The organism is Pantoea folii, assembly GCF_056678875.1.
The window spans coordinates 54,068-79,657 of record NZ_JBWXON010000011.1; the positions used below are offsets into that span (position 1 = coordinate 54,068).

The window sequence follows — 25,590 nt, forward strand, 5'->3', positions numbered from 1 at the left end:
GCTTAGTCCTGTAAGCGGGCGATCTCTTCGCCAAAATCACGGATATCTTCGAAGCTGCGGTACACCGAAGCAAAGCGGATGTAAGCGACCTTATCGAGTTTCTTCAGCTCTTCCATCACCAGATTACCGACCAGCTTGCTGGGAATTTCGCGTTCGCCGGTGGCACGCAGTTGCGTTTTAATGTGGTTGACGGCGTTATCCACCGCATCGGCGCTCACCGGGCGCTTCTCCAGCGCCTTCATCATGCCGCTGGCGAGCTTATCTTCGTTAAAGGGTTCACGCACATCGTTGCTTTTCACCACGCGCGGCATCACCAGCTCAGCCACTTCAAAGGTGGTAAAACGCTCATGGCACACCAGACACTGGCGGCGGCGACGCACCGATGAACCTTCACTGACCAGGCGAGAATCAATCACTTTGGTATCTACAGCGGAGCAGAAGGGGCAATGCATGACGTTTCCTGTCGCGAGATAAATAGGCCACACAGTGTAGCGCGATCTTCAAAGCAACTGAATACACGCGACCGAATCACCGCCCGGCTCACAGACGCAGGATGTCACGCTCTGTAAACAAGAAAAGCCACTAAGCTTAAACAGCCAATCCGGCACATTTGCAGGAGGTCACATGGGTCTGTTCAATTTCGTGAAAGAAGCAGGTGAAAAGTTATGGGATGCCGTCACCGGCGCTGACGATCCCAGCAAAAAACTACAGGATCATATTAATCAACTCGGCTTACCTGACAGCGATAAAGTCAAAGTCGATGTGCAAGGCGACACCGTTACCGTGAGCGGTGATGGCATTTCACAGGAGCTGAAGGAGAAAATCCTGGTGGCCGCAGGTAACGTGGCAGGGATTACCAAGGTCGATGACAAGGTCACCGTCACCGACAGTGCGCCAGAAGCCGATTTCTATACGGTGAAAAAAGGAGACACCCTGAGTGCGATTTCCAAACAGGTCTACGGGAATCCCAATGAATACAACAAGATTTTCGCAGCAAACAAGCCAATGCTGACGCATCCTGATAAGATCTACCCCGGCCAGGTATTACGTATTCCGAAATAACAGAAAGGACAATGCATGACGATCAGGACGTTTTGGGCGCCCGCCGCACTTTCGCTGCTGGTGCTCAGTGGTTGTAGTTCAACGCCGACTTCACCGCAGGTCAAAGAGTTACATCAGGAAGTCAGCCAGCTTAACCAGCAGATGCGCAAGCTCACCAATCAGGCAACGGCGCTGGAAATTCAGGGTCAACTCAATGGGCAATCGACCCAGGGGGCATGGCTGTTGCCGCAAGCCAACACTCCCGTCGAGTTACAGACGCAGGTGGGCAAATTGCGCCTGTCACTGTCTCGCGTCGAGGGGGAAGCCAGTGGTAGTCGCGCCAACCTGAATATCCGTTCCACCGATGACCAGCCGGTCCCTGCCCTAACCGCCACGGTGGTGTGGGGTGAACTGGATCCGGCGAGTGGCAAACCGCTGAATGTGGAGAGTCTGAGCCAGACCATTCAGGTTGAGGCGAGTCTGATGCCACGCAGTTCGGTAACAGTGCCGCTGCGCCTGAGCGGACTGACGCCGGAGCAACTCGGCTTTGTGCGCGTGCATGATGTGCAGAGCACAGCAGCCACCAAAACCGCGCCCTGATCAGCAGGCATAAAAAAACGGGCTGCCCTTAGGCAGCCCGTTTCATTTCATCAGCAGAATTAAGGCAGGATCGAAGGCTGATCTGCGCCCTCTTTCTCCACTTTCTGCACCAGCATGTGTTCACGCTTCATACCCAGTTTCAATGCCAGAGCAGAAGAAACATAGATAGATGAAACGGTACCGATGGTGACACCGATCAGCATGGTCAGCGAGAAGCCTTTCAGCAGCGCACCACCAAAGATGAACAGAATCAGAATCATCGCCAGCGTGGTCAGCGAGGTGATCAGGGTACGGCTCAACGTCTGGGTCAGCGACACGTTAGTAATATCGTAGGAAGAACCGCGACGAATTTTGCGGAAGTTCTCACGAATACGGTCGGAAACCACGATTTTATCGTTAAGCGAGTAACCAATCACCGACATCAGTGACGCGACAATCGTCAGGTCGATCTCGATGTGTGACAACGCCAGAATGCCGCAGGTGATGATGACGTCATGCGCCAGTGCCAGCACGGTACCCAGCGCCAGACGCCACTCAAAGCGGAAGCCGATATAGATCAGAATCGCAATCAGTGCCGACAGCAGCGCCATCGCACCGGCTTGCGCCAGGTCGCTACCCACGCTTGGGCCGACGAACTCAATGCGCTTCACGGTCGCGTTCTGCTGCGTCGTCTCATTGATGGAGGTCACGACTTTGTTGCCGAGCTCCTGACCTGCTGCACCGGTGGCTGGCGGCATACGCACCATCACGTCGCGGCTGCTGCCAAAGTTCTGCACCAGCGGCTCCTGGAAGCCCGCTTTCACCAAACCTTCACGCAGTGCGTCCAGATCGGCCGGTTTTTCCAGGTTAATCTCAATCACCGTTCCGCCGGTAAAGTCGAGGCCCCAGTTGAAGCCTCGCACACCGATAATGGCGATAGACGCCACAATCAGCAGACCGGAGATGATGAATGCCAGCGTATCCCAGCGCATAAAGTCGACGACCTTACGCCCGTGGTTCAGCTGCTCAATACTATAGTCCTGTGCCACAACGCACTCCTCAGATGGACAGCTTGTTGATGCGTTTGCCGCCGTAAACCAGGTTAACGATGGCACGGGTGCCGACGATAGCGGTGAACATTGAAGTCGCGATACCGATAGCGGTGGTGATCGCAAAGCCTTTAATGGAGCCGGTACCGACCGCATAAAGAATGATAACTTTGATCAGCGTGGTGACGTTGGCATCGACGATACTGGAGAAGGCGCCTTTGTAGCCCTCATGAATCGCCTGCTGTACCGAGCGTCCGTTACGCAGTTCTTCTTTAATACGTTCGTTAATCAACACGTTGGCATCGACAGCAACCGCCAGCGTCAACACGATACCGGCAATCCCCGGCATGGTGAGGGTCGCACCCGGCAGCAGTGACATGATGCCGACAATCAGCACCAGGTTGCACAGCAGCGCGCTGGTCGCAATCAAACCAAATTTCTTATAGAACACCACCATAAACAGAATGGACGCGATCAGACCCCACAAGCAGGCTTCGAGACCCTGAGTGATGTTCTGCTGGCCCATTGTTGGACCAATGGTACGCTCTTCCACAATCTGAATTGGCGCGATCAACGCACCGGCACGCAGCAGCAGCGACAGCTGACGCGCTTCGTTCGGGTTGTTGATACCGGTGATGCGGAAGCTGTTACCGAGGCGCGACTGAATGTTCGCCACGTTAATCACTTGCTCCTGTTTCACCAGGATTGCACGACCGTTGGCGTCTTTCTTACCGCTGTCCTTGTACTCCACAAACAGGGTCGCCATCGCTTTACCGATGTTGTCCTTGGTGAAGTTCGACATCATGTTACCGCCCGCGCCATCCAGTGAAATGTTCACCTGCGGCTGGTTGTACTCGTCCATGCTGGACGTCGAATCGGTAATATGGTCACCGGTCAGAATCACACGCTTGTACAGCACCACTGGCTGGCCTTCACGCGTCTCTTTCACTTCCGAATCACCCGGCACACGGCCACTCGCCGCGGCAGTTGGATCAACGGTGGTGTTTACCAGACGGAATTCCAGGGTCGCAGTGGCACCCAGAATCTCTTTGGCACGCGCCGTGTCCTGAATACCCGGCAGTTCCACCACGATGCGGTCAGAACCCTGACGCTGCACCAGTGGCTCGGCAACGCCAAGCTGGTTCACACGGTTACGCAAGATATTGATGTTCTGCTGAACCGCATACTCACGGGCTTCGCTCAGACGCGCATCGGTCATCACCGCACGCAGCGTATCGCTGCCGACGCTGGAGATCACCAGATCGCGATGACGCGGTGACAGGTAGCTGATCGCCGCATCACGGCTGGCGCCGTCGCGGAAACGCACTTCTACACCGTAGTTAGCGATTTTATTGACGTTGGTATACGGGATGCTTTTGTCGCGCAGGTCACTGCGCAGGCCATCGGCATTCTGCTCTTGCAGCTTGCCCAGAGCGGTATCCATATCCACTTCCATCAGGAAGTGTACGCCGCCACGCAGATCAAGACCGAGTTTCATCGGCTGTGCAGCCAGCAGGGTCAGCCAGCGCGGGGTTGCCGGCGCGAGGTTGAGTGCCACAACATAGTTGTCGCCCAACGCGGTAGTGATGGCATCACGCGCGCGCAGCTGTGCATCCTGATTGTCAAAACGGGCCAGAATGGCGCCATTTTCCAGAGCGAGGGATTTGCTCTGGATATTATCTTGTTTTAATAAAGTCTGGACCTGATCCAACGTCTGTTCACTGGCGGCGCCACCGCGCGCACCAGTGATCTGAACGGCCGGATCCTCTCCATAAAGGTTAGGAAGCGCATAGAGCAGGCCGACGAGAATCACGACGACCAGCATGATGTACTTCCACAAAGGATAACGGTTTAACACGGCAGTTCCCTTCGGGAAGAAAAAATTACAGCGCCTTCATAGTACCTTTCGGCAGAACGGCGGCCACGAAATCACGTTTTACAACTACTTCAGTGGTGTCGTTCAGGGCGATAGAAACGTAGCCGTTGTCAGCCACTTTGGTCACACGACCTACCAGGCCACCGCTGGTCAATACTTCATCACCTTTAGAGATGGAATCCATCAGCTTCTTGTGATCTTTAGAACGTTTCTGCTGCGGGCGCAGAATCATGAAATAGAAGATCAGACCAAACACCACCAGCATGATCACCAGAGAATAAGGACTTCCCTGAGACGGAGCGCCTGCTGCGGCAACGGCGTCAGAAATGAAAAAGCTCATTAAATTTCCCTCATTGATAGAATTATCAGACGTTTAACGGTGGAACCGCTTTACCCGTCCGTTGGTAGAACTCGCTAACAAAGTGCTCTAATTTACCCTCTTCGATGGCCTTACGTAAACCCGCCATCAGACGCTGGTAATAGCGCAGATTGTGAATCGTATTCAGACGTGCGCCCAGTATTTCGTTACAACGATCAAGATGATACAAGTAGGCGCGACTGTAATTGCGACAGGTGTAACAATCACACTCCGCATCCAGCGTTGTCGTGTCATCTTTATACCGGGCGTTACGGATTTTCACCACGCCATCGGTCACAAACAGGTGACCATTACGCGCATTACGCGTTGGCATGACGCAGTCAAACATATCGATACCGCGGCGAACGCCTTCCACCAGATCTTCTGGCTTGCCGACGCCCATCAAATAACGCGGTTTATCTTGCGGAATTTGCGGACAGACGTGTTCCAGGATACGGTGCATGTCCTCTTTAGGTTCACCCACCGCCAGGCCGCCCACAGCGTACCCATCAAAGCCGATATCTACCAGACCTTTAACCGAGACATCACGTAAATCTTCGTAAACACCGCCCTGAATAATGCCGAACAGCGCATTTTTATTACCGAGTGAATCAAAGCGATCGCGGCTACGCTGCGCCCAGCGCAGTGACATCTCCATCGAACGTTTGGCGTAATCCCAGTCTGCTGGATACGGCGTACACTCGTCGAAAATCATTACCACGTCTGAACCGAGGTCGTACTGAATTTCCATCGATTTTTCCGGATCGAGGAAAATCGGATCGCCGTTGATCGGGTTACGGAAATGCACACCCGCTTCGGTGATCTTACGAATGTCACCGAGGCTGAACACCTGGAAGCCGCCGGAGTCAGTGAGGATCGGTCCCTGCCAGTTCATGAAATCGTGCAGGTCACCGTGCAGTTTCATGATCTCCTGGCCCGGGCGCAGCCACAGGTGGAAGGTATTACCGAGCAGGATCTGCGCACCGGTGTCTTTCACTTCTTCCGGCGTCATGCCCTTTACGGTGCCGTAGGTGCCCACAGGCATGAATGCCGGGGTTTCCACCACACCACGATCGAACACCAAACGGCCACGGCGCGCGCGCCCGTCGGTGGTATCTAATTCAAATTTCACATTGACCTCATTAGATAATCAGAGAAACAGTCTGATTATTAAGCTCCAACCACTTCGTCAGGAGCCTGTGGATTACGGGTGATGTACATGGCATCCCCGTAGCTAAAGAAACGGTACTGCTCTGCCACTGCGCTTTGATAAGCCGCCATGGTATTTTTGTAACCGGCAAATGCTGACACCAGCATAATCAGCGTCGATTCCGGCAGATGGAAGTTGGTGATCAGCGCATCAATCACCTGATAGTGATAGCCGGGATAGATGAAGATCTGCGTGTCGTCGAAGAAGGGTGCAATCAGCGCATCCTGAGCCGCCTGCGCCGCGCTCTCCAGAGAACGCACGGAGGTGGTGCCCACCGCGACCACTTTGTTGCCACGCGCTTTACACGCCAGCACCGCATCCACCACATCCTGCGGCACTTCGGCATACTCAGAGTGCATGATGTGGTCATTGATGTTCTCGACGCGCACCGGCTGGAAGGTACCTGCGCCAACGTGCAGCGTGACAAATGCCATTTCGATGCCTTTCGCGCGCAGCGCGTCCAGCAACGGTTCATCAAAGTGCAAACCGGCGGTCGGCGCGGCTACCGCACCCGGACGCGCACTGTAAACGGTTTGATAAAGTTCGCGATCCGCTTCTTCGTCCGGACGATCAATATACGGCGGCAACGGCATATGGCCGACGCTGTTAAGGATATCCAGCACTGCGCGGTCATCCGCAAATTCGATTTCAAACAGCGTATCGTGGCGCGCGACCATGGTGGCTTTGACGCTTTCGTCATCGCCCAGCAGCAGCTCTGCACCCGGCTTCGGCGCTTTCGAGGCACGCACATGCGCCAGCACGCGTTTGTCATCCAGCATGCGCTCTACCAGCATCTCAATTTTGCCGCCACTGGCTTTTCGGCCGAAGACACGCGCCGGAATAACGCGGGTATTGTTAAACACCAGCAGGTCGCCCGGATCGAGTTTATCCAGTACGTCGGTAAACACTTCATGGCTTAACGCCCCACTTGGGCCATCCAGCGCCAGCAAGCGGCAACCGCTGCGCTGCGCCTGCGGATAGTGGGCGATCAAAGATTCTGGCAACTCAAAAGCAAAATCGGCTACACGCATGCATCACTTCTTTCAGGACTCAAAAAACAGGCGGCATAGTTTAGCGGAAAAGCGGCAAATTCTGAACAACTGGCTGCATATCTGTGATTCTGCCTATAATGCGCCATGAACTTTCTCGCTCACCTTCACCTCGCACAGCTGGCAGACAGCTCCCTGCTGGGCAATCTGATGGCCGACTTCGTGCGCGGCAATGTGCAATCGCAATGGCCGGAACCGGTTGTGGCGGGCATCGCTATGCATCGCCGACTGGATGTTTTGACGGATAACCTGCCGGAAGTGCGTGAAGCGCGGCAATTCTTTCGCGCTGAAACTCGTCGCGTTGCGCCCATCACGTTGGATGTCATCTGGGATCACTTCCTCGCGCTGCACTGGGACCAGCTGCACCCTTCCCAATCGCTGGTCGCGTTCACGGCGGCAGCCGAGCGTGAAATCATGCCGCAACTGCCCGGCACGCCAGAAGGATTCATCGAACTCAATTCGGTGATGTGGCGTGAACGCTGGTTTGAGCACTATGCCGAACCCGCGCGTTTGGCTCGCGTGCTTAATGGTATGGCACACCGCCGCCCGCGTCTGGCAGCCCTGCGCGACTCCTATCAGGATTTCGTCGATCATTATCAACAACTTGAACCGCTGTTCTTCCAGTTCTATCCGCGCCTGATGGACGCTGCGCGCCACCAGCAACTCTAAACCGCTTTTTTTCACAATCCCTGCATTTCCGCCTCTTGCCAGCCGCAGTCATCTGCGGCTTAATGAAACCTTTCTTTACTTTTGTTAAGTAGGTCACACCGCCAGGTCGCCTGTTTCGGCGTTTTTTGTCACTTCGTTTGCCAGAAAATGATAAGAGGGAAAGATGTCATCAGCTACGCTAACCGAACTTGACGCGCGTTATCACTTTGCCTGTGATGTCGCTAAAACTGCAGCCAGCCGTGCTTTATCCTGGTATCAGCAGCGTCATCAACTGGTGATTGAGCATAAAAAGGATTTACAGGATGTGGTCAGCGAAGCCGATCGCAACGTGGAAGAATTGGTCAAGCACCTGATTTACGAACGCTTTCCCGATGACGCTGTATTGGGTGAAGAGAGTGGTGGTGAAACTACCGGTGCGCGCTTTGTCTGGGTCATTGACCCGATTGATGGCACCAGTAACTTCCTGAATGGATTACATAACTGGTGCGTGTCACTGGCGATTGTCTGTGAAAATGAGCCGGTAATTGGCGTGGTCTGCGATCCCAACCATCATGAGACCTTCCATGCCTGTCGCGGTAAAGGTGCCTGGGTCAATGAAAAGCGCATTCAGGCGCACCGCGCTCAGCATCTCAATCAGGGCGTGCTCGGCATTAGTAGTTCCAACAGCCAACCGGTGGAACCGTTGACAGCCTTTATTGGTGGCTTGCTGTCACAGGGCGGGATGTTCATCCGTAATGGCTCTGGCGCATTAATGAGTGCCTGGGCCGCAGCTGGTCGTTTAATTGGTTATTACGAAGCGCATATGAATCCTTGGGACGGTTTACCCGGTATTGTATTGATGCGTGAGGCCGGCGGCATAACCAATGATTACCTTGGTCACAACGGTCTGCAGCAGGGCAATCCTGTGCTGCTCGCCAATAGCGTTATCTACCCTCAGCTCAAAGCACTGTTACCCGCGCATATCAGCCTGTAGCCGATTCACCACATCATGAAAGATAAGCCTGAAGGATAATCCGGGCTTATCTTTTCGCTATTTATGCTTCAGCGGTGTAAATACAAATACCACCTTAATCTGCGATTATTCTAATTTTCTTCCGCCCTGATATTTAGCGGCTAAAAGCGCGTATTCTGTCAGCGTCAATCATCCCTTGTAATACCCATTTTTCTCCTTTGTAACTTTTTTCGGCGACAGGATGCGCCGATTTATTTTTTCTGGAACGCATAACCATTCTTATTCTAACTTCTGGGTTAAATTATGACTGCGAATGCCTCTCACCGTTATCGGGCGGATATTGACGGCCTGCGCGCCGTCGCCATCATTCTGGTGGTGCTCTTTCACTCCGGCGTCACCTCGCTGCAGGGCGGCTTTATTGGTGTCGACCTCTTCTTTGTTATTTCCGGCTTTCTGATCGGCGGTATTATCAGCAAGGAAATATCCGAGGGTCGCTTCTCATTTTATCAATTCTATTTACGCCGCATTAAACGTATCGCTCCCGCGTTATTTTTCATGATGACGATATTGCTGCTACTGGGCTTCATCCTGCTCTCACCGCTAGAGTTCAGCCAGCTGGCCAAATACAGCCTGGCGGTATTTATCGCCGTACCCAATATGCTGCTACTCAAGAGCGGTGACTATTTCAGTACCGATTCCGATTTAAATCCCCTGCTCATGACCTGGTCATTGGGAATAGAAGAACAGTTCTATATTGTGCTGCCATTCATTCTGCTTTTGGCCGTACGACTCAAACGTTCGATGCGCTCTGTGGTACTGATACTGAGTGTGATCTCTTTGGTGGCCTGTATCGGGATCACACCGTTTGCCACCACCCATGCCTTTTATCTGTTGCCAACCCGCGCCTGGGAACTCGGTGCCGGTGTGCTGCTGGCGCTGTGGAAACCACAACCCCTCACCGGCCGAGCGGCCAGCCTGCTCCATCTGCTGGGCTGGGTGATGATTATCTCCGCCAGCCTGTTGCTCAGTAGCCATAGCCAATTTCCGGGCTGGTTGGCGATCATTCCCGTGCTGGCGGGTTGCCTGATGATCGGTGCGCGCAGCGAGCTTAACCAGTTACTGTTAGAAAATCCGCTGATGCGCTTTATCGGCAAGATCTCTTATTCCTGGTACCTGTGGCACTGGCCGCTGCTAAGCCTGGCGCGCATCTGTAGCGATCACCCCCTTACCGTCTGGCAAGGTTTGATGATCTGCGGCGCAGCGCTGGGTCTGGCCTGGTTTTCGTGGCGCTTTGTCGAGCAGCCCTTCCGCCAGACGCGCATGGGCACGCGTTGGGTGATCCCCGGCTACTGTGCCTCATCCCTGATTGCGACGGGTGCGATGCTGCTGTTGTGGCAAACCGGGGGCATGAAATCGCGGGTTAGTGAACTCGTCGTGAATGCGGACAGCTGGAAAATTTCGGCGCAGCGTAATCCGTGCTTGCTTGATTACGGGGCAAACCTGCCCTCCGGGCATGAGGAGTGTCATCCAAACACCGATCGCCCCGGTATCGCCTTAATTGGCGACAGTCACGCTGCCGCACTGCGTGCTTCGGTGTCGGGCTATGCACAACGTCAGCATAAACCGCTGTATCAACTCACCAAAGCCTCCTGTCCGTTCCTGATTGGTGCCACACGCGTGGTGAGCCAAATGCCACATCATGCGCAACAATGCATCACCTTTAATCAGGAAGTGCTGAAGATGGTGCTGAGCGACAAGGTGGACGAAGTGGTAATCAGCGCCTATTGGGCATCAGGTATGAGCCTGTTGCCCGGTGCCGGTTTCCGCGAAACCGATCATCCTGAAAAGAGTAATCTTGAGGCGCTGCAAGCGGGTATGGATCGCGTGGTGGCTCAGCTGACTCAGGCGGGCAAAAAGGTCACGGTAATAGAGGATGCGCCTTCAGTGGACGTTGACCCGCTGCGCTACAGCAATAACCGTAACATTCCGATTCGTCGCGAACTGAGCGCCTGGCTGAGCAAGTGGGAAGCTCCGCCGCTGCTCTCTGAGCGCACCAGATTGTTCCAGTTCCCGGAAGAGGCCGTGGAGAAATTATTGCAGCGCTATAAGCAACAAGGCGTACGCGTGTTATCGCTGCGAGAGAATCTGTGTAATGAGCAGGGTTGTTTGATCACCAGCGGAGGATTGCCGCTCTATTATGATGACAATCACCTGAGCCCGGCGGGCGGTGAGATTGCGTTGGGGAGCAACTGGTAGTTGCGCTACAGCCTGAAATATTGAGCACTTTTCATCATACTTAAAAGCTCAGGGCGGGAATCTCTCCCGCCCTGAACACAACCTATCCTTCCACGCTTAACGGGCAAACATTCCACCCGTTATGCGCATCAGAATGATCAGGCTTTCCGCTTTTTCGCCAGCGGCCAGGCCAGCAACAGCAGCACAATCCACGCGAAGCCAACATACAGCGACACGCGCGTGTCAGGGAAATAACCGATCAAGGCAATGATGAATACCAGGAAAGCCACGCCAACCCAGGCGGTTTTGCTGCCGCCTGGCAGAGCGAATTGCAGCTTGCCCGCCTGCTCTTTGCCAATTTTGCGGCGAAACGCGATTTGCGACAGCAGAATCATGATCCACACCCACACCGTGGCGAAGGTCGCCAGCGACGCGATCACCAGGAACACTTTTTCCGGCATCAGGTAGTTGAGATACACGGCGATCAGCATCGCTACCATCATCACCAGCACGGTGACCCACGGAATCCCGCGATCCGAGACCTTCTGGAACATCTTCGGCGCATGGCCCTGCTGCGCCATGCCGTGCAGCATACGCCCGACGCCAAACACGTCGCTGTTGATCGCCGACAGTGAAGCCGTCAGCACCACGAAGTTAAGAATCGATGCCGCCGCTGCAATGCCCAGATGCTGGAAAGTCAGCACAAAGGGGCTGCCGGAGGTGCCGACCTGGTTCCACGGATAGATCGACATAATGACAAACAGCGTGCCGACATAGAACACCAGAATGCGCAGCGGAACCGAGTTGATGGCGCGCGGAATCGACTTCTCAGGCTCTTCCGCTTCACCGGCGGTGATACCGATAATTTCAATGCCGCCATAGGCAAACATCACCATTTGCAGTGACAGCAGCATGCCGACAATGCCGTGAGCGAAGAAGCCGCCGTTGGTCCACAGGTTATGGATACCCGTAGGCTGACCGCCGTTACCAATGCCCCAGAAAATCATGCCAAAACCGGCGATGATCATGATGATGATGGTGGCGACTTTGAAGAAAGAGAACCAGAACTCAACTTCACCAAACACCTTCACGCTCATCAGGTTAATGGCACCGATAATCAGCACCACCGACAGCACCCAAATCCAGTGCGGTACTTCCGGGAACCACACGCCCATGTAGATACCAAAAGCCGTCACGTCGGCAATCGCCACAATCAGGATTTCAAAACAGTAGGTCCAGCCGGTGATGTAACCTGCTAACGGCCCCAGATAGTCCTGCGCGTAGCGCGAAAACGAGCTGGCCTGCGGGTTATTCACTGACATCTCACCCAAAGCACGCATGATGATGTACGCCACCGCACCGCCGATGATGTACGCCAGCAGCACGCTGGGCCCTGCCATTTTGATCGCATCCGCCGAGCCGTAAAACAGCCCGGTACCGATTGCCGATCCCAGCGCCATAAAACGGATGTGGCGCGTGCTCAGTCCGCGTTTGAGCTTGTTGGTTTCTTGCATAACACCAATACCTTGTAAATGAAAAAACCACGGGCAAGCCCGTGGTTGAAATTAACAGCAATGTCGATTACGAGTGGGCAGCGACCTGTTCGCGTCCTTTTGCCCGATCGACCACCGCGGCAATCACCAGCATCACCAGCGATGGCGGCAACCAGGAAAGTCCCTGATCGGCCAGCGGCAGATGCTGGCTAAACAGCGGCAGCACATCTTTAAAGTTGGTAGTTTTGATGGCATCAACGATGCCAAACAGCAGGCTCACCAGCATGGTTGGCGCGATGATACGCGAGCTTTTATTCCACCATTTCAGGGTGAAGCTCAGCACCACCAGCACGATGCACGGTGGATAAATCGCCGTCAGCACCGGAATCGAGATCTGAATCAGGTGGCTCAGGCCGAGATTCGACACCACCATCGAGAACAGACCCAGAATAAAGACCAGCGCCTTATACGACAACGGCAGGTATTGCGCAAAGAATTCTGCACAGGCGCAGGTCAGGCCAACCGCCGTGACCATGCAAGCCACGAAGATCAGTGCTGCCAGGAAGAAGCTGCCCATGCCGCCAAAGGTCTGCTGCACATACGCATGCAGAATCGCTGCACCATTGGCATTCTGATCAACCAGGCCAGCACTGCCAGAACCGAGTTTGAACAGGCTCAGGTACACCAGCGTCAAGCCAACACCGGCAATCACGCCCGCCAGCATGGTGTAACGGGTCAGCAGTTTAGCATCTTCAACACCGCGAGAACGCGCCGCATTGACGATAACAATACCGAACACCAGCGCCCCCAGCGTATCCATCGTCAGATAGCCGTTAACGAAGCCACTGGAGAAGGCCGCACGCTGGTAATCAGCCGTGGCAGGCGCGATACCCCCCGCAGGCCACAGCAGTGCTGCCACACCCAGAACGGTCAGCGCCACGATTTTCAGCGGAGCGAGAAAGTGGCCGACGGTGTCCAGCAATTTGCCAGGATACAGGGAAATGCCAATCACCAGCGCAAAGTAAATCAGGCTGTAGATAAACAGCGGCAGCGCGCCATCACCGGTCAGCGGAGCAATCCCCACTTCAAACGACACGGTCGCCGTACGCGGCGTGGCGAACAGTGGGCCCACTGCCAGATAGCAAACCGTTGCCAGCAGCAGACCTGCGGCTTTACCAATTGGCGAGCTGAGGGCATCAATGCCGCCGCCCACGCGCGCCAGGGCGATAACGGTCATCACCGGCAAGCCAACGGCCGTAATCAGAAAGCCGAAAGCGGCAACCCAGACGTGTTCGCCAGACTGAATCCCCACCATCGGTGGAAAGATAATGTTTCCTGCGCCTACGAACAGGGCAAACGTCATGAAGCCCAGCGCCAGGATATCCCTGGAGGTTAAACGATGTGTCATAAACTTCTGTACTGCCTGTAGCTGATGTTGCGGTGGAAGTTGAGTGCGTGTTGTCCTCTGCATGCACAAAAACAAAGGCTTATCTGATGAGTTCAGAGCGTTATGCGGGCCTAATCGTTAAAGCGCAGGTGATTTAATCTACTTTTCTTCTGTTCGCAGAGGGATAAATCGACAACGGCGCAAATTAAAACGTTTATAGCGAAGAAAGGCAATACGAGATCGGAAAACCAGAAGGATATAACAAGAAAGTGACGCAAAGCAGTGTATCAGCGGGGAATAGCGTGAAAACACCTCAGATGATTTGCTTAAAGTTTCCGCATCACGGGAGATCTCCTCGCAAAACCGGGCTTTAAAATGCACAAAAGGCGCGATTTACGCGCCTGTTTGCACAAGTTTACAGCATCACCACACCTGATTGGCGATATCGACCACCAGACGAATCTTCTGCCACTGTTGCGCTTCCGTCAGGCTGTTGCCCTCTTCCGTTGAAGCAAAGCCACACTGTGGGCTGAGGCAAATCTGGTTCAGGCTCACAAACTGAGAAGCTTCCTGCAGGCGCGCTTTCACCTGCTCCGGATCTTCCAGTTCACCGTTCTTAGTCGTGATCAGACCCAATACCACTTGCTGATGGCCGGGTTTGATAAAGCGCAGCGGCTCAAAACCACCGGAACGCTCGTTGTCATATTCGAGGAAGTAAGCATCAATATTCACCTGACCAAACAGAATCTCGGCCACCGGCTCATAGCCACCTTCGGAAATCCAGGTTGAGCGGAAGTTGCCGCGGCACACATGCAGACCAATGGTCAGGTCAGCCGGTTTATCTTCCAGCGCTTTGTTCAGCACCTCAGCGTAAATACGCGCCAGTTCCTGCGGATCTTCACCGCGCTCACGGATCTGCTGCTGCTGATCCGAAGAGCACAGGTAAGCCCAAACAGTGTCATCCAGCTGCAGAAAACGGCAGCCCGCCGCGTAGAAAGCCGCGATCGCATCTTTGTATGTCTGCGCCAGGTCAGCAAAGTACTCTTTCAGATCGGGATAGACGGTGGCATCGATCACTTTACGGCCACCACGGAAGTGCAGCACGCTTGGGCTTGGGATGGTCATTTTCGCCACGGCGTCGCCCGCAATGCTTTTCAGGAAGCGGAAGTGATCCAGCATCGGGTGATGTGGATTAAAGGCCACCTTGCCGGTGACTTTCACGCCGTGCGCTTTGGTTTGCACGCCGTTGAACTGGATGCCCTGCTCCGCTTCAAATAGCTCAACGCCTTGCAGATCGCCAAAGAAGTCAAAGTGCCACCAGGCGCGACGGAACTCGCCGTCGGTGACCACTTGCAGGCCGTTAGCGCGCTGCTGCTCGACCACGTGGCGGATTTCTTTATCTTCTACCTGACGCAGCTGCTCAGCCGTGATCTCGCCATTGGCAAACTGCACGCGCGCTTGCTTGATCGCCGCAGGGCGCAGAAAACTGCCGACGGTATCGGCACGGAACGGTTGTTGTTGTGGCATGTTCACTCCTGGCTAAACGCATAATTGCGTCAGGGTATAATTTCACCCGGTTATTTATAGCCATCTGGATGGCTAAATGTCCAGAAAGAGTGACATGCTGAAACAAATTGGGCAATGGAAGAAAATTCAGGTGACGTGAATAAAATTCATGATCGGGTGCTCGTTCTTCCATTTTACTCAATGGCGGCACGTGCCTGAGCCATCTGGCTTTCGGAAAGTGGCAAATACCCGGCTTCAGTTACCCGGCGCTGCCCTTCAGGTGATAACACCTGATGCAGGAACGCATTCACCAGCGGCGGCAGCGGTTTGCCCGGCGCTTTATTGACGTAAATATAGAGCGGACGCGACCACGGATAGCGGCCGCTGCGAATGGTTTCGGCGTCCGGCATCACGCTATCGCCGCTGGCAGTGACGATGGGCACCATCTTCACGCCGCTTAAGTGAAAACCAAAACTGGCATAACCAATGCTGTTGGGTGTTGCCGCGACGGCCTGCACCACCGCCGCCGAGCCGGGAAACTCCGCGACGTCCGAGCGGAAATCCCCTTTACACAGCGCCTGCTGTTTGAAGAAGCCCCAGGTACCTGATGCCGAATTACGGCCAAAACGCTGAATACTGCGTCGCGCCCAATCTCCCTGGTTGAGGCCAAGATCGCCCCAGTGCTGCGGCACCAAGTGCGCACCACACAGACGAGTGACAGAGAAAAGGGCATCGAGTTGCGGTTGATCGATACGCTTTAGCGGGTTGTCCTGATTGACCACCACCACCAGCGCATCCATCGCCACCGGCACCGCCAGCGGGGGATAGCCGTAGCGCGTGGTAAACAGTTGGCGTTCATCAATTTGCATCGGGCGGCTCATCGCCCCGAGCTGGGCAGCGCCTGCCGCCAGCGCGGTGGGTGCGGTTGAGGATCCAGCCGCCTGTACCTGAACGTTAACGCCCGGTGACTGGCGGCTGAAATCCTCGCCCCATAAGGTCATCAGATAGCCGAGGGTGTCGGAACCGACGCTGCTCAAATTGCCGGTGAGCATGGTTTGTTGGCTTTGTGCCAGCGTAGAGCACAGCAGCAACGTGAACAGCAACAGCGATCTCATCAGGTCTTCCGCAAATCAGGTCAGGAACATTGAACTGCACATTCTGTCGCGCCGCGATTCATCACGCAATCAATTGCGCCACTTCATCGTGCTTAACTGACCTTACTGTGCACGCTCTTCGCCACAATCAAGCGTGGCGGCAGCACGAAACTAAAACAGGTTTCCTGATGCGGAATACTGGTGATTTCCAGCCGTGCATTATGGTGGCTCAATGCATGCTTAACGATCGCCAACCCTAAGCCACTGCCCCCGGTGGCGCGCGATCGGGCTTTATCCACCCGATAGAAACGCTCGGTGAGGCGCGGCAAATGCTCCTCGCTGATCCCCGGTCCGTTATCGCACACTTTGAACTCCGCGCCCTCTTTGTTACGCAGCCAGCTAATATCGAGGCGCGTCCCTTCCGGCGTGTGATTCACCGCGTTGTACACCAGATTGGAAATGGCGCTGCGCAGCTGTTCATCATTACCGAAGACTTTGAGGTGCGGATCGGTGCGGAAATGAATGCTGTGTCGGCCCTGGCTGAGCGTTTCCGCCTCGCGCTGCAGCAGTTGCAGCATGCCTGGCACATCCACCGTCTCTTTGAGATCGATAGCCGGTGCGGCCTCGATACGCGACAAAGTCAGCAGCTGTTTCACCAGGCTATCCATGCGACGCGTTTGCTCCTGCATGGTGTGCAACGCCTTGCCGCGCGTGCGCTCGTTCATCGTCGCATCGTCCATCATCTCCAGATAGCCCTGCAGCACCGTTAACGGCGTACGCAGTTCATGACTGACGTTGGCAAAGAAGTTGCGCCGCGCCCCTTCCAGCTGGTGCATTTGGGTGACATCGCGCGCCACCATCAACCACTGCCCTTCGCTATAGGGCATCACACGGAATTCCATATGATGTTGATTGTTCAGCACCAGCGTCAGCGGCTTGTCAAAATCGCGTTGGCGAATATAGCGGGAAAACTCAGGATAGCGCAGCAAGTTGAGGATGTTCTGGCCATTATCTTCCGGCCAGCGCAGCCCGAGATGCTGTTGTGCCAGCCCGTTGCACCAGAAAATGGTGCCCTCTTCGGTGGTCAGGATCACTGCATCCGGCAGGGATTCCGCGCCGCTACGAAAGCGCTTAATCAGGTTACCCAGCTCGCGACGACGACGACGGTTACGCAGTTGCATCTGGTAGAGGCCGTAGAACAAGGGTTCCCAGCTACCGCGTCCGGCGGGCGGCGTCATGGAACGATCGACCCACAGCCAGTGCGACAGACGCATCAGATATCTAAAGTGCCAAAACATCACACCCGACACCGCGATCAGCAGTAGCCAGGGCAGATAACCGAACAACAGACCAAGCACCAGCGCGGGCAAACAGACCAGCGCCAGCTCAGTCAATAGTCTCTTCCAGGAGAGTCGTTCCAGCACGGTAAAAGACTCCGTTTAGTAGCGGGCAGAGAAACGATACCCTGTTCCGCGTACGGTTTGAACCATGCGATCGTGGCCAGATACTTCCAGTGCTTTACGTAAACGACGGATATGCACATCAACGGTACGATCTTCCACGTAGACGTTGGTGCCCCATACATGGTTCAGCAGCTGTTCGCGGCTGTAAACACGCTCCGGGTGCGTCATAAAGAAGTGCAGCAATTTATATTCGGTCGGTCCCATTTCCAGCGGGGTACTTTCCGACATCACGCGATGTGAGGACGGATCGAGGCTCAGGCCCTGCATCTCAATCACCTCTTCCACCGCCATCGGTGAAATACGGCGCATCACCGCTTTAATACGTGCCATCAGCTCTTTCGGTGAGAAAGGCTTGGTGATGTAGTCATCCGCGCCCACTTCCAGACCGCGCACGCGATCTTCTTCTTCACCGCGCGCCGTCAGCATCATCACCGGGATGTCGCGCGTCATGGCTTCACGTTTCAAATGTTTAATAAACTGAATACCGCTGCCGCCAGGCAACATCCAATCCAGCAGAATTAAATCAGGCCAGGGTTCGATTAGCTTACCAATCGCGCTGTCATAGTCTTCTGCCTCAATAGGCTGGTAATCATTCTGTTCCAGCACGAAACATAACATTTCACGGATGGGAGCTTCGTCTTCCACAACCAAAATGCGCTTAGCCATTATAACTCCTGCTTTTGTGACAATAGGTCACTGGGATTTGCGGCGCCATTATGCGTCAGTTTTATGACACTTTTATGAAAAACCCTCCCTATGATAGATAGTGATAAAACAGAAATGTGACAACGATTATCGCTTTTTTTTCTTTGCGATCTGAAGAGGTTATAATTCGCCTTCGCTTAACGAAGCAGGGAGTATTCATGCGCATCATTCACACCGCGGATTGGCATCTCGGTCAGTTCTTTTACAGCAAAAGCCGGGCGGCCGAGCATCAGGCCTTCCTGGACTGGCTGCTGGCACAGATTACCCAGCATCAGGTGGATGCTTTAATCATCGCGGGAGACCTGTTTGATACCGGTTCGCCACCGAGCTATGCGCGTGAAATGTTTAACCGCTTCGTGGTGGCGCTACAGCCGACGCACTGTGAACTGATTGTGCTGGCGGGCAACCATGATTCCGTCGCGACCCTGAATGAATCACGCGAGTTACTCGCCTGTTTAAATACGCGAGTGATCACCAGCGCCACACCAGAGGGCGAACAGCAGGTGCTGACGCTGCATCAACGCGATGGCACGCCGGGCGCACTGCTGTGCGCGATTCCCTATTTACGTTCGCGCGATATTTTGCGCAGCCAGGCGGGGCAATCCGGGCGCGAGAAGCAGATCTCACTGCTGGAAGCGATTGAGCAGCATTATCAGCAGTGTTATGCCGCAGCGCTGGCCGAGCGGGCAAATCGCGCACTTCCCATCATTGCCACCGGTCATCTCACCACCGTTGGCGTGACGAAAAGCGACTCGGTGCGCGATATCTATATCGGCACGCTGGATGCCTTCCCGGCGCAGGCGTTTCCCGCCGCGGATTACATTGCCCTTGGCCATATTCACCGTGCGCAGCGCATTGCCGATAGCGATCATATTCGCTACAGCGGCTCACCGATTCCGCTCAGTTTTGACGAACTGGGCCGCGAAAAGAGCGTGTTCCTGCTGGAGTTCAGCGCTCAGCTGGATAGCGTCACTCCCCTCCCGATCCCGCAGTTCCAGCCGATGCAGATGTTAAAAGGCTCAATGGCGGAGATCGAACAACAGTTGGGCGAGTTTAGCGAGGGAGATCGCGAGCAGCCCGTCTGGCTCGATATTGAAATCACCACGCAAGAATATCTCAGCGATTTGCAGCGCCGCGTTGAGCAACTGACCGAAGCCCTGCCGGTGGAAGTGCTGCTGGTGCGCCGCAGCCGTGAACAGCGTCAGCGCAGCCTGGCGCGCATGGATAATGAAACGCTAAGCGAATTGAAAGTCGAAGAGGTGTTCGCCCGCCGTCTGGCGCAGGAAGAGCAGTTGGATGCCGAACAAGCCGAACAGCTCACGCAACTGTTCCGCACCACCCTCGCCGCGCTGGAGAACCCGTCCGCATGAAAATCCTGACGTTACGTTTTAAAAACCTCAATGCGCTGCGCGGTGAATGGTTTATCGATTTCCGCCGTGAACCCTTTGCCAGCAACGGATTGTTTGCCATTACCGGCGCGACCGGCGCGGGGAAAACCACCTTGCTGGATGCCATTTGCCTGGCGCTTTATCACCAGACGCCGCGCCTTGGCGTGCTGTCACAGACACAAAACGAACTGATCACCCGCGACACCGCCGAATGTCTGGCAGAAGTGGAATTTGAGATCAAAGGCGAAGCCTGGCGCGCCTTCTGGAGCCAGAACCGCGCACGCGGCCAGGCGGATGGCAAATTGCAGGCACCGCGTGTCGAGCTGGCGCGCGTGGCGGATAACCAGATTGTGGCCGATAAGGTGGGTGACAAACTCAAGCTCATCGAAACCCTTTCTGGCCTCGATTTTGACCGTTTCACCCGTTCAATGATGCTGTCGCAAGGCCAGTTCGCTGCCTTCCTCAACGCCAAGCCGGGCGAACGCGCCGAACTGCTGGAAGAACTCACCGGCACCGAAATTTACGGCCAAATCTCGATGCAGATTTACGAGCGCTGGCGCACCGCACGCAGCGATCTGGAGACACTGCGCGCCCGCGCTGGCGGCATGATGCTGCTGGATGAGACGCGTCGCACAGAGCTGATGCAGCAGGTTGAAGCCTTAACGGCGCAGGAAAAAACGCTGAGCGAGCAGCTTGAGCAAGTGCAACAGCAACAACAGTGGCTGACGCACTCGCAACAGCTGGCGCAGGAGCAGCAGCAAGCCGCACAGGCGTACCAGGATGCCGAACAGGCATGGCAGCAGGCGGAGAGCGATCGCCAACGCCTGGCGCGCGCGGAACCGGCTGAAAAGCTGCGAGAAAAACTTCAGCAGCGTGAGCAGTTGCAACAAGATTACCAGCTCGCAACCCAGCAGGCGCAGCAGCTCCACACGCAGCAGCAAAATGCACAAACCGCGCTGCAGCAGGGTGAAAAAAGTTATCAGGCGGCACAACAGGCGCGTGAGCAGGCACTCGCCGATCAGCAGCAGCTGGAAACCTTGCTTACCGAACAGGTGATTCCGCTCGACCAACAGCTCGCCAGCCTCGCACAGCAGTTGGCGGAGCAGCAGCGCCTGCATGCGCAACAGTCACAGACATTGCAGCAAAGCCAGATCGCGCTCAGTCAGCATCTGCTAACACGTGAGCGCTTACAACAGCAGCTGGCAGAGCAGCAGACATTTCGCAGCCGTGAAGCGGCGGTAGCAGACTGGGGGCCAGAACTGACGCGCTGGCAAGCTGATATCGCCCGTTTCGATGAACGCGAGCAGGCGCTGACACAACTTCGTGCGCAACAGCAGCAGCAAAACGCGCAGCTGACCCAGCAGCAGCAGGCGATTGCTGAAGGTGATCGCAGGTTACAACCTCTGCAGCAGGCTGAGACGCAGGCCAGCCAGCAACGTCAGCAAGCGGAGCAGGTACTCACTTCACTTGAGACTGAAATCAGCAGCACCTCACTGCGTGACGCGCTGACACAGCATCAACAGCAGCGCGCGGCACGCCACCAGCTCAGCTTACTGGCGGCACGCTGGCAGTCGCTGCAGCCGCAGTTGCAGCAGCGGCAACAAAAACTCACGCTGTTACAGCAACAGCATCAGCAAGACGAACGCGCTTTGCAGGCACTGCGCGACGATTACAAACGTGAGAACCAGACGCTGCTCGATCTGCGCAAAATCTGCGAGCTGGAGCGCACCATTGCACAGTTGGCTGATGAACGCGCCCGGCTGCAGCCCGATCAGCCCTGCCCGCTGTGCGGTTCGTGCCAGCATCCGGCTATTGCGCAGTATCAGCAATTACAACCGGGTGAAAACCAGCAGCGGCTGGCGGCACAGGAAGCGCGGGTTAACAGGCTCAAAGAATCAGGCACGGCGAAAAGTGAACAGCACAAGCTGTCGCTGCAACAGCAGCAGGTGCTGCAACAGGAGATTGCCGAATTCGAACAGCAACTCGCGGTGGCGCGCGAGCAGTGGCAAGCTTTCAGCAGTGAGCTGGCACTTACCTGCACGTTAGATCAGCAGGAAGTCTTTACGGCGTGGCAACAGCAGCAGGATGCGCAGGAAGCCACGCAGCAGCAGCAACTGCAGCAGCGCGAAAATGCGGCGCGAGCGTTACAACAGGCTAAAGACGCGCATCTGGTACAGCAACAACAGTGGCAGCAGCAGCATAGCGCCCAACTGCTGGCACAACAGCAACTGAACAACCTGCAGCAAACGCTGGATGAACTTAATCAGCGGGAAACTCAGGAACACAGCGCCTGGCAGCAGTTAGCGCAGCAACTGGAACAGCAGCTTACGGCACATCAGTTTGCGCTGCCCGAACGCGATGCCCGTGCCAGTTGGCTGGCTACGTTGCAGCAGCGCTGGCAAGCCTGGCAGCAGAGTGAGCGCTTGCTGGCCGAGTTACAGCCGCAACTGGCTAAAGCCGACAGCGAGCAGAACAACCTGCAAAGCAACCTGATGCGCGAGCAGCAGCAGCTGGAGACATTGCAGCACGCGCTCAGCAGCCTTCAACAGCAGCACGCAGAACAGCAGCAGCAACGTCAGAAACTGTTTGGCGATCGTCAGGTGAGCGTTGCGCGTCAGCAGCAGCAGGCCTTGCTGCAACAGTGCGAACAGGCGCTGGCGCAGCAGTTACAACTGTGGCAGCAGGCACAAAGTCAGCTGCACAGCCTGAATGGTCAGTGTGAGCAAATTGATAGCCAACTTCAGGCCATGCATCTGCGTATGCAGGCGGCAGAAACGGCGTTTAACAGCGCACTCCAGCAGAGCGACTTCGCCGACGAGCAGACATTGCGCAGCGCGTTGCTGGACGAACAGGACATTCAGCATCTGCGCCAGCATCTGCAAGCCCTGGAGCAACAGCGTCAGCAGCAGATCGCGCTGCGCCAACAGCTGGCGCAGCGCGTCACTGCCCATCAGCAACAGCGCCCTGCCACGCTGAGTGACGAAGTGGCGGCGGGTATCGCTGAACAGCTGGAATCCCTGCGTCTGGCCCTGCGCGACAATGCCCGCCAGCAAGGTGAAGCACAGCAGCAGTTGCACAGCGACGCCCAACAGCGTCAGCAGCAGCAATCATTACTGACGCAGATTGCCAACGACGAGGTGGAGCTGACGCAACTGGGTCGCCTGAATGATTTAATCGGTTCAGCCAAAGGCGACAAATTCCGCCGCTTCGCCCAGGGATTAACGCTCGATCATCTGGTATGGCTGGCGAACCGTCAGCTGGATCGCTTACACGGACGCTACCTGTTGCAACGCCGTGTCACCGATGAGCTGGAGCTGGAAGTGGTCGATACCTGGCAGGCCGATGCCACGCGCGATACCCGCACGCTGTCCGGCGGCGAAAGCTTCCTGGTGAGTCTGGCACTGGCGCTGGCGCTGTCTGATTTGGTCAGCCACAAAACGCGCATTGAATCGCTGTTCCTTGATGAAGGCTTCGGCACGCTGGACGCCGAAACACTCGACACCGCGCTGGATGCCCTCGACGCATTGAACGCCAGCGGTAAAACCATCGGCGTGATCAGCCACGTTGAAGCGATGAAAGAGCGGATTCCGGTGCAGATCAGGGTGCGGAAGATGAATGGACTTGGTTACAGCAAGCTGGAGTTGCCGGGGGAATAAACGTCCGGCCCGCCATCAAATGAGCCTCTTTTCACAGGGTGCGGCTGTCTGGCCGCACCTGACATTCAGCTGTGCGTCGTGCGAGCCATTGAGCGAAAAATTCTGGATCTAATCAGAGTCAGAGAAATGCCATAGCAATCCCCTTACTGCTCGGTAAACTGGCCACCATGTTTTGCAAATCTGGGCAAATAGATGAACGCATTTCGCCGTGTTGCTGGCACATTGTTGTTGAGTACCCTACTCAGCGCCTGCCAGCATGCCCCATCGCATCCCATGGAAAGTATGACCAACCTGTGCCAGCCACAGAGCGAACCGGGCAGCGCATCCTGCAAATGGGCTGATGAGATGCAGCGACAGCTCAACCGGAAATTCACCGACGCGGTACATTACGCAGGACAGCAATGCATGGTGCGACTGGAGTGGCAAAACAGCGGGCGCTATGCAGTCACGCAGACGCAAGGTGATGAAACCCTGTGTCTGCGCGCCTGGCGGTTAATTGGTCAGTCGAAAGGATTACCGCCGCCGCCGGATCGTACCCAGCCCGCGTGGTTCGGCTTTGCACCGCATCAGGCTAACTCGCCAGCCCATCCTGTCGCCACTGGCGCGGGCTAATGCCAAACCAGCGCCGGAATGCGCGTGAAAACGCACTGACTTCGGAATAGCCCAGCAGCAGCGCCATCTCCGAGATGGGTAGCTGCTTCTGTTGCAGATAATGCGTGGCCATTTCGCAACGCACTTTATCCACCAGCGCGGTGAAGCTGATGCCCTCTTCGCGCAGCCGCCGTTGCAGCGACCAGCTCGACAGCCCCATTTTATCCGCGATCTCTTCCAGCACCGGTTCGCCCTGCATCAACGATAAGTTGACCTGCGAACGCGCCTGCTCCACCACGCTTTGCAGTGAAGCGCTGCTATTCAGACGGCGGATGGCATCCTGCATCACCATTAACAACATCGGATCCTGCTCTGGCATGGTGCGCAGCAGATCGCGTTTAGGGATCAGCAGTGAGTTGAACGGTTGATCGAACCATACCGGCGCATCAAACACTTTGCAGTGCTCGTGCCACTGCTCCGGCCGGGGATGCTCAAAATGCACCTCGCGCGGCGCCCAGTTTTTGCCGGCCACGTGACGGATCAGATTGAGGAACATGCCGAGCGTCAATTCCGCATCCTGCCGACGCGACAGGATCGCCCCGTGTCGCACCTGATAATCCAGCCGCCAGCAGTCGCCTTTATCGACCAGGCGCGTCAGCGTATCGTGCTGATGCCAGGGGAAAGCATTCACCACGTTGTGCAGCGCCTGCTCCAGCGTCGGTGAGCATAAGCCGATATAGCCAATCAGCCCTAATGACTGCGGTTTGAACTGCTTGCCGTAATGCAAACCGAAGTTATCAAAACCAGAGTGGCGCGCCGCTTCTTCCATCACTCGGCAATAGTTGACCAGACCAAGGCTGAGCGTCGGGCTGGCCAGCAGTTCGGAATCAATGCCGCTGATACCAAAAATACGATCAACATCGCCGCCTTTGTCGGTGATAAAGGTGCTTAAGCCGGTTGCAGCTGCTGCCAGCACGCCACGGTTGTTGGCCTGGGCCGAGAGCGAACTGTACGCTTCAGAAGGAGTCATCAGTGATTGCATCGGAACCTCACAGGGATCGCGCGAGTGAAACTAATGGTGGGATCCAGCAAGATTCGTACCATGACGCTTGAAGAGGCCGCCATCAATGATGACCCGACTAGATTCGGTATCCTTTATCAGCGTGCGCGTTGATGCGCACCTTGCTAAAGGTCCGGTGTCATGCCGAAGCCTGTGCAGTGATGCGCATCTGGCTAAGCGCAGCTCAAGGATACGGAGGCATTCCGTTGCGCCCCGCTCACGCTCAGCA

General features: G+C 55.6%; 21 protein-coding genes. 8 read left to right on the forward strand and 13 right to left on the reverse strand.

Features of this window, described 5'->3' with window-relative positions:
* Nucleotides 1-2: 2 nt before the first annotated feature.
* Complete coding sequence (gene nrdR / locus AC1MDE_RS14020; RefSeq protein WP_034831027.1) at nucleotides 3-452, reverse strand: transcriptional regulator NrdR; 450 nt, start codon at nucleotides 450-452, stop codon at nucleotides 3-5.
* Between the two features lie 172 nt (nucleotides 453-624).
* Between nrdR and lysM the strand changes: the two genes are divergently transcribed.
* Complete coding sequence (gene lysM, locus AC1MDE_RS14025; RefSeq protein ID WP_045833917.1) at nucleotides 625-1,062, forward strand: peptidoglycan-binding protein LysM; 438 nt, start codon at nucleotides 625-627, stop codon at nucleotides 1,060-1,062.
* Nucleotides 1,063-1,077: 15 nt separating this feature from the next.
* Nucleotides 1,078-1,641, forward strand: coding sequence for a SadB/YajI family lipoprotein (locus AC1MDE_RS14030; protein ID WP_058961445.1), 564 nt, complete (start codon nucleotides 1,078-1,080; stop codon nucleotides 1,639-1,641).
* 59 nt (nucleotides 1,642-1,700) lie between these two features.
* On the opposite strand, the gene secF is transcribed toward AC1MDE_RS14030, so the two are convergent.
* From secF to queA, 5 genes are read right to left on the reverse strand one after another with little or no spacing between them, the layout of a single operon-like run.
* Nucleotides 1,701-2,669: a protein translocase subunit SecF gene (secF, locus tag AC1MDE_RS14035; RefSeq protein WP_058961446.1), complete on the reverse strand. Its 969-nt coding sequence runs from the start codon at nucleotides 2,667-2,669 to the stop codon at nucleotides 1,701-1,703.
* Between the two features lie 10 nt (nucleotides 2,670-2,679).
* Nucleotides 2,680-4,527: a protein translocase subunit SecD gene (secD, locus tag AC1MDE_RS14040; RefSeq protein WP_072017072.1), complete on the reverse strand. Its 1,848-nt coding sequence runs from the start codon at nucleotides 4,525-4,527 to the stop codon at nucleotides 2,680-2,682.
* A gap of 25 nt (nucleotides 4,528-4,552) precedes the next feature.
* Entirely contained in the window at nucleotides 4,553-4,885 is a 333-nt protein-coding gene (yajC, locus tag AC1MDE_RS14045; protein WP_034831018.1) for a preprotein translocase subunit YajC, read from the reverse strand.
* Between the two features lie 25 nt (nucleotides 4,886-4,910).
* The gene (gene tgt, locus AC1MDE_RS14050) at nucleotides 4,911-6,035 is read right to left on the reverse strand and encodes a tRNA guanosine(34) transglycosylase Tgt (RefSeq protein WP_034831015.1); all 1,125 of its coding nucleotides are present in this window, start codon (nucleotides 6,033-6,035) and stop codon (nucleotides 4,911-4,913) included.
* A 38-nt stretch (nucleotides 6,036-6,073) separates the two neighbouring features.
* Nucleotides 6,074-7,144: a tRNA preQ1(34) S-adenosylmethionine ribosyltransferase-isomerase QueA gene (gene queA, locus AC1MDE_RS14055; RefSeq protein ID WP_479414720.1), complete on the reverse strand. Its 1,071-nt coding sequence runs from the start codon at nucleotides 7,142-7,144 to the stop codon at nucleotides 6,074-6,076.
* A gap of 105 nt (nucleotides 7,145-7,249) precedes the next feature.
* Between queA and AC1MDE_RS14060 the strand changes: the two genes are divergently transcribed.
* The 3 genes from AC1MDE_RS14060 (at nucleotide 7,250) to AC1MDE_RS14070 (ending at nucleotide 11,039) form a co-directional block, all read left to right on the forward strand.
* Nucleotides 7,250-7,831 (forward strand): ACP phosphodiesterase, encoded by a 582-nt coding sequence (locus tag AC1MDE_RS14060; RefSeq protein ID WP_058961448.1) that lies wholly within the window; start codon nucleotides 7,250-7,252, stop codon nucleotides 7,829-7,831.
* 163 nt (nucleotides 7,832-7,994) lie between these two features.
* Nucleotides 7,995-8,804 (forward strand): inositol monophosphatase family protein, encoded by an 810-nt coding sequence (locus tag AC1MDE_RS14065; RefSeq protein ID WP_058961449.1) that lies wholly within the window; start codon nucleotides 7,995-7,997, stop codon nucleotides 8,802-8,804.
* 282 nt (nucleotides 8,805-9,086) lie between these two features.
* Nucleotides 9,087-11,039, forward strand: a complete 1,953-nt coding sequence (locus AC1MDE_RS14070; RefSeq protein WP_480344748.1) for an acyltransferase family protein — start codon at nucleotides 9,087-9,089, stop codon at nucleotides 11,037-11,039.
* A 137-nt stretch (nucleotides 11,040-11,176) separates the two neighbouring features.
* Here the strand turns inward: AC1MDE_RS14070 and proY are convergent, their stop codons facing one another.
* The 6 genes from proY to phoB all read right to left on the reverse strand — a co-directional run bounded on the left by proY (nucleotide 11,177) and on the right by phoB (nucleotide 18,627).
* On the reverse strand, nucleotides 11,177-12,532 hold the full coding sequence (proY, locus tag AC1MDE_RS14075; protein WP_038648624.1) for a proline-specific permease ProY: 1,356 nt from the start codon (nucleotides 12,530-12,532) through the stop codon (nucleotides 11,177-11,179).
* A gap of 67 nt (nucleotides 12,533-12,599) precedes the next feature.
* Nucleotides 12,600-13,919: a branched-chain amino acid transporter carrier protein BrnQ gene (brnQ, locus tag AC1MDE_RS14080; RefSeq protein WP_058961452.1), complete on the reverse strand. Its 1,320-nt coding sequence runs from the start codon at nucleotides 13,917-13,919 to the stop codon at nucleotides 12,600-12,602.
* Between the two features lie 402 nt (nucleotides 13,920-14,321).
* Nucleotides 14,322-15,425, reverse strand: coding sequence for a cobalamin-independent methionine synthase II family protein (locus AC1MDE_RS14085; RefSeq protein ID WP_058961453.1), 1,104 nt, complete (start codon nucleotides 15,423-15,425; stop codon nucleotides 14,322-14,324).
* A 173-nt stretch (nucleotides 15,426-15,598) separates the two neighbouring features.
* Nucleotides 15,599-16,519: a PstS family phosphate ABC transporter substrate-binding protein gene (locus AC1MDE_RS14090; protein WP_479398075.1), complete on the reverse strand. Its 921-nt coding sequence runs from the start codon at nucleotides 16,517-16,519 to the stop codon at nucleotides 15,599-15,601.
* Nucleotides 16,520-16,611: 92 nt separating this feature from the next.
* Nucleotides 16,612-17,922 carry a phosphate regulon sensor histidine kinase PhoR gene (gene phoR / locus AC1MDE_RS14095; RefSeq protein WP_480344749.1) on the reverse strand — a complete coding sequence of 437 codons (1,311 nt, stop codon included), beginning with the start codon at nucleotides 17,920-17,922 and terminating at the stop codon, nucleotides 16,612-16,614.
* 15 nt (nucleotides 17,923-17,937) lie between these two features.
* The gene (phoB, locus tag AC1MDE_RS14100) at nucleotides 17,938-18,627 is read right to left on the reverse strand and encodes a phosphate response regulator transcription factor PhoB (protein ID WP_034830536.1); all 690 of its coding nucleotides are present in this window, start codon (nucleotides 18,625-18,627) and stop codon (nucleotides 17,938-17,940) included.
* A 197-nt stretch (nucleotides 18,628-18,824) separates the two neighbouring features.
* Between phoB and sbcD the strand changes: the two genes are divergently transcribed.
* The 3 genes from sbcD (at nucleotide 18,825) to AC1MDE_RS14115 (ending at nucleotide 24,322) form a co-directional block, all read left to right on the forward strand.
* The gene (gene sbcD, locus AC1MDE_RS14105; protein ID WP_480344750.1) at nucleotides 18,825-20,036 is read left to right on the forward strand and encodes an exonuclease subunit SbcD; all 1,212 of its coding nucleotides are present in this window, start codon (nucleotides 18,825-18,827) and stop codon (nucleotides 20,034-20,036) included.
* Entirely contained in the window at nucleotides 20,033-23,710 is a 3,678-nt protein-coding gene (locus AC1MDE_RS14110) for an AAA family ATPase (RefSeq protein WP_479401110.1), read from the forward strand. Before sbcD ends, AC1MDE_RS14110 begins: the two co-directional genes overlap by 4 nt.
* 192 nt (nucleotides 23,711-23,902) lie before the next feature.
* Nucleotides 23,903-24,322, forward strand: a complete 420-nt coding sequence (locus AC1MDE_RS14115; protein WP_058961458.1) for a cell envelope integrity TolA C-terminal domain-containing protein — start codon at nucleotides 23,903-23,905, stop codon at nucleotides 24,320-24,322.
* Here the strand turns inward: AC1MDE_RS14115 and qhpR are convergent.
* The gene (gene qhpR, locus AC1MDE_RS14120) at nucleotides 24,282-25,343 is read right to left on the reverse strand and encodes an AraC-like transcriptional regulator QhpR (RefSeq protein ID WP_160834008.1); all 1,062 of its coding nucleotides are present in this window, start codon (nucleotides 25,341-25,343) and stop codon (nucleotides 24,282-24,284) included. The genes AC1MDE_RS14115 and qhpR overlap by 41 nt on opposite strands.
* Between the last annotated feature and the right edge of the window lie 247 nt (nucleotides 25,344-25,590).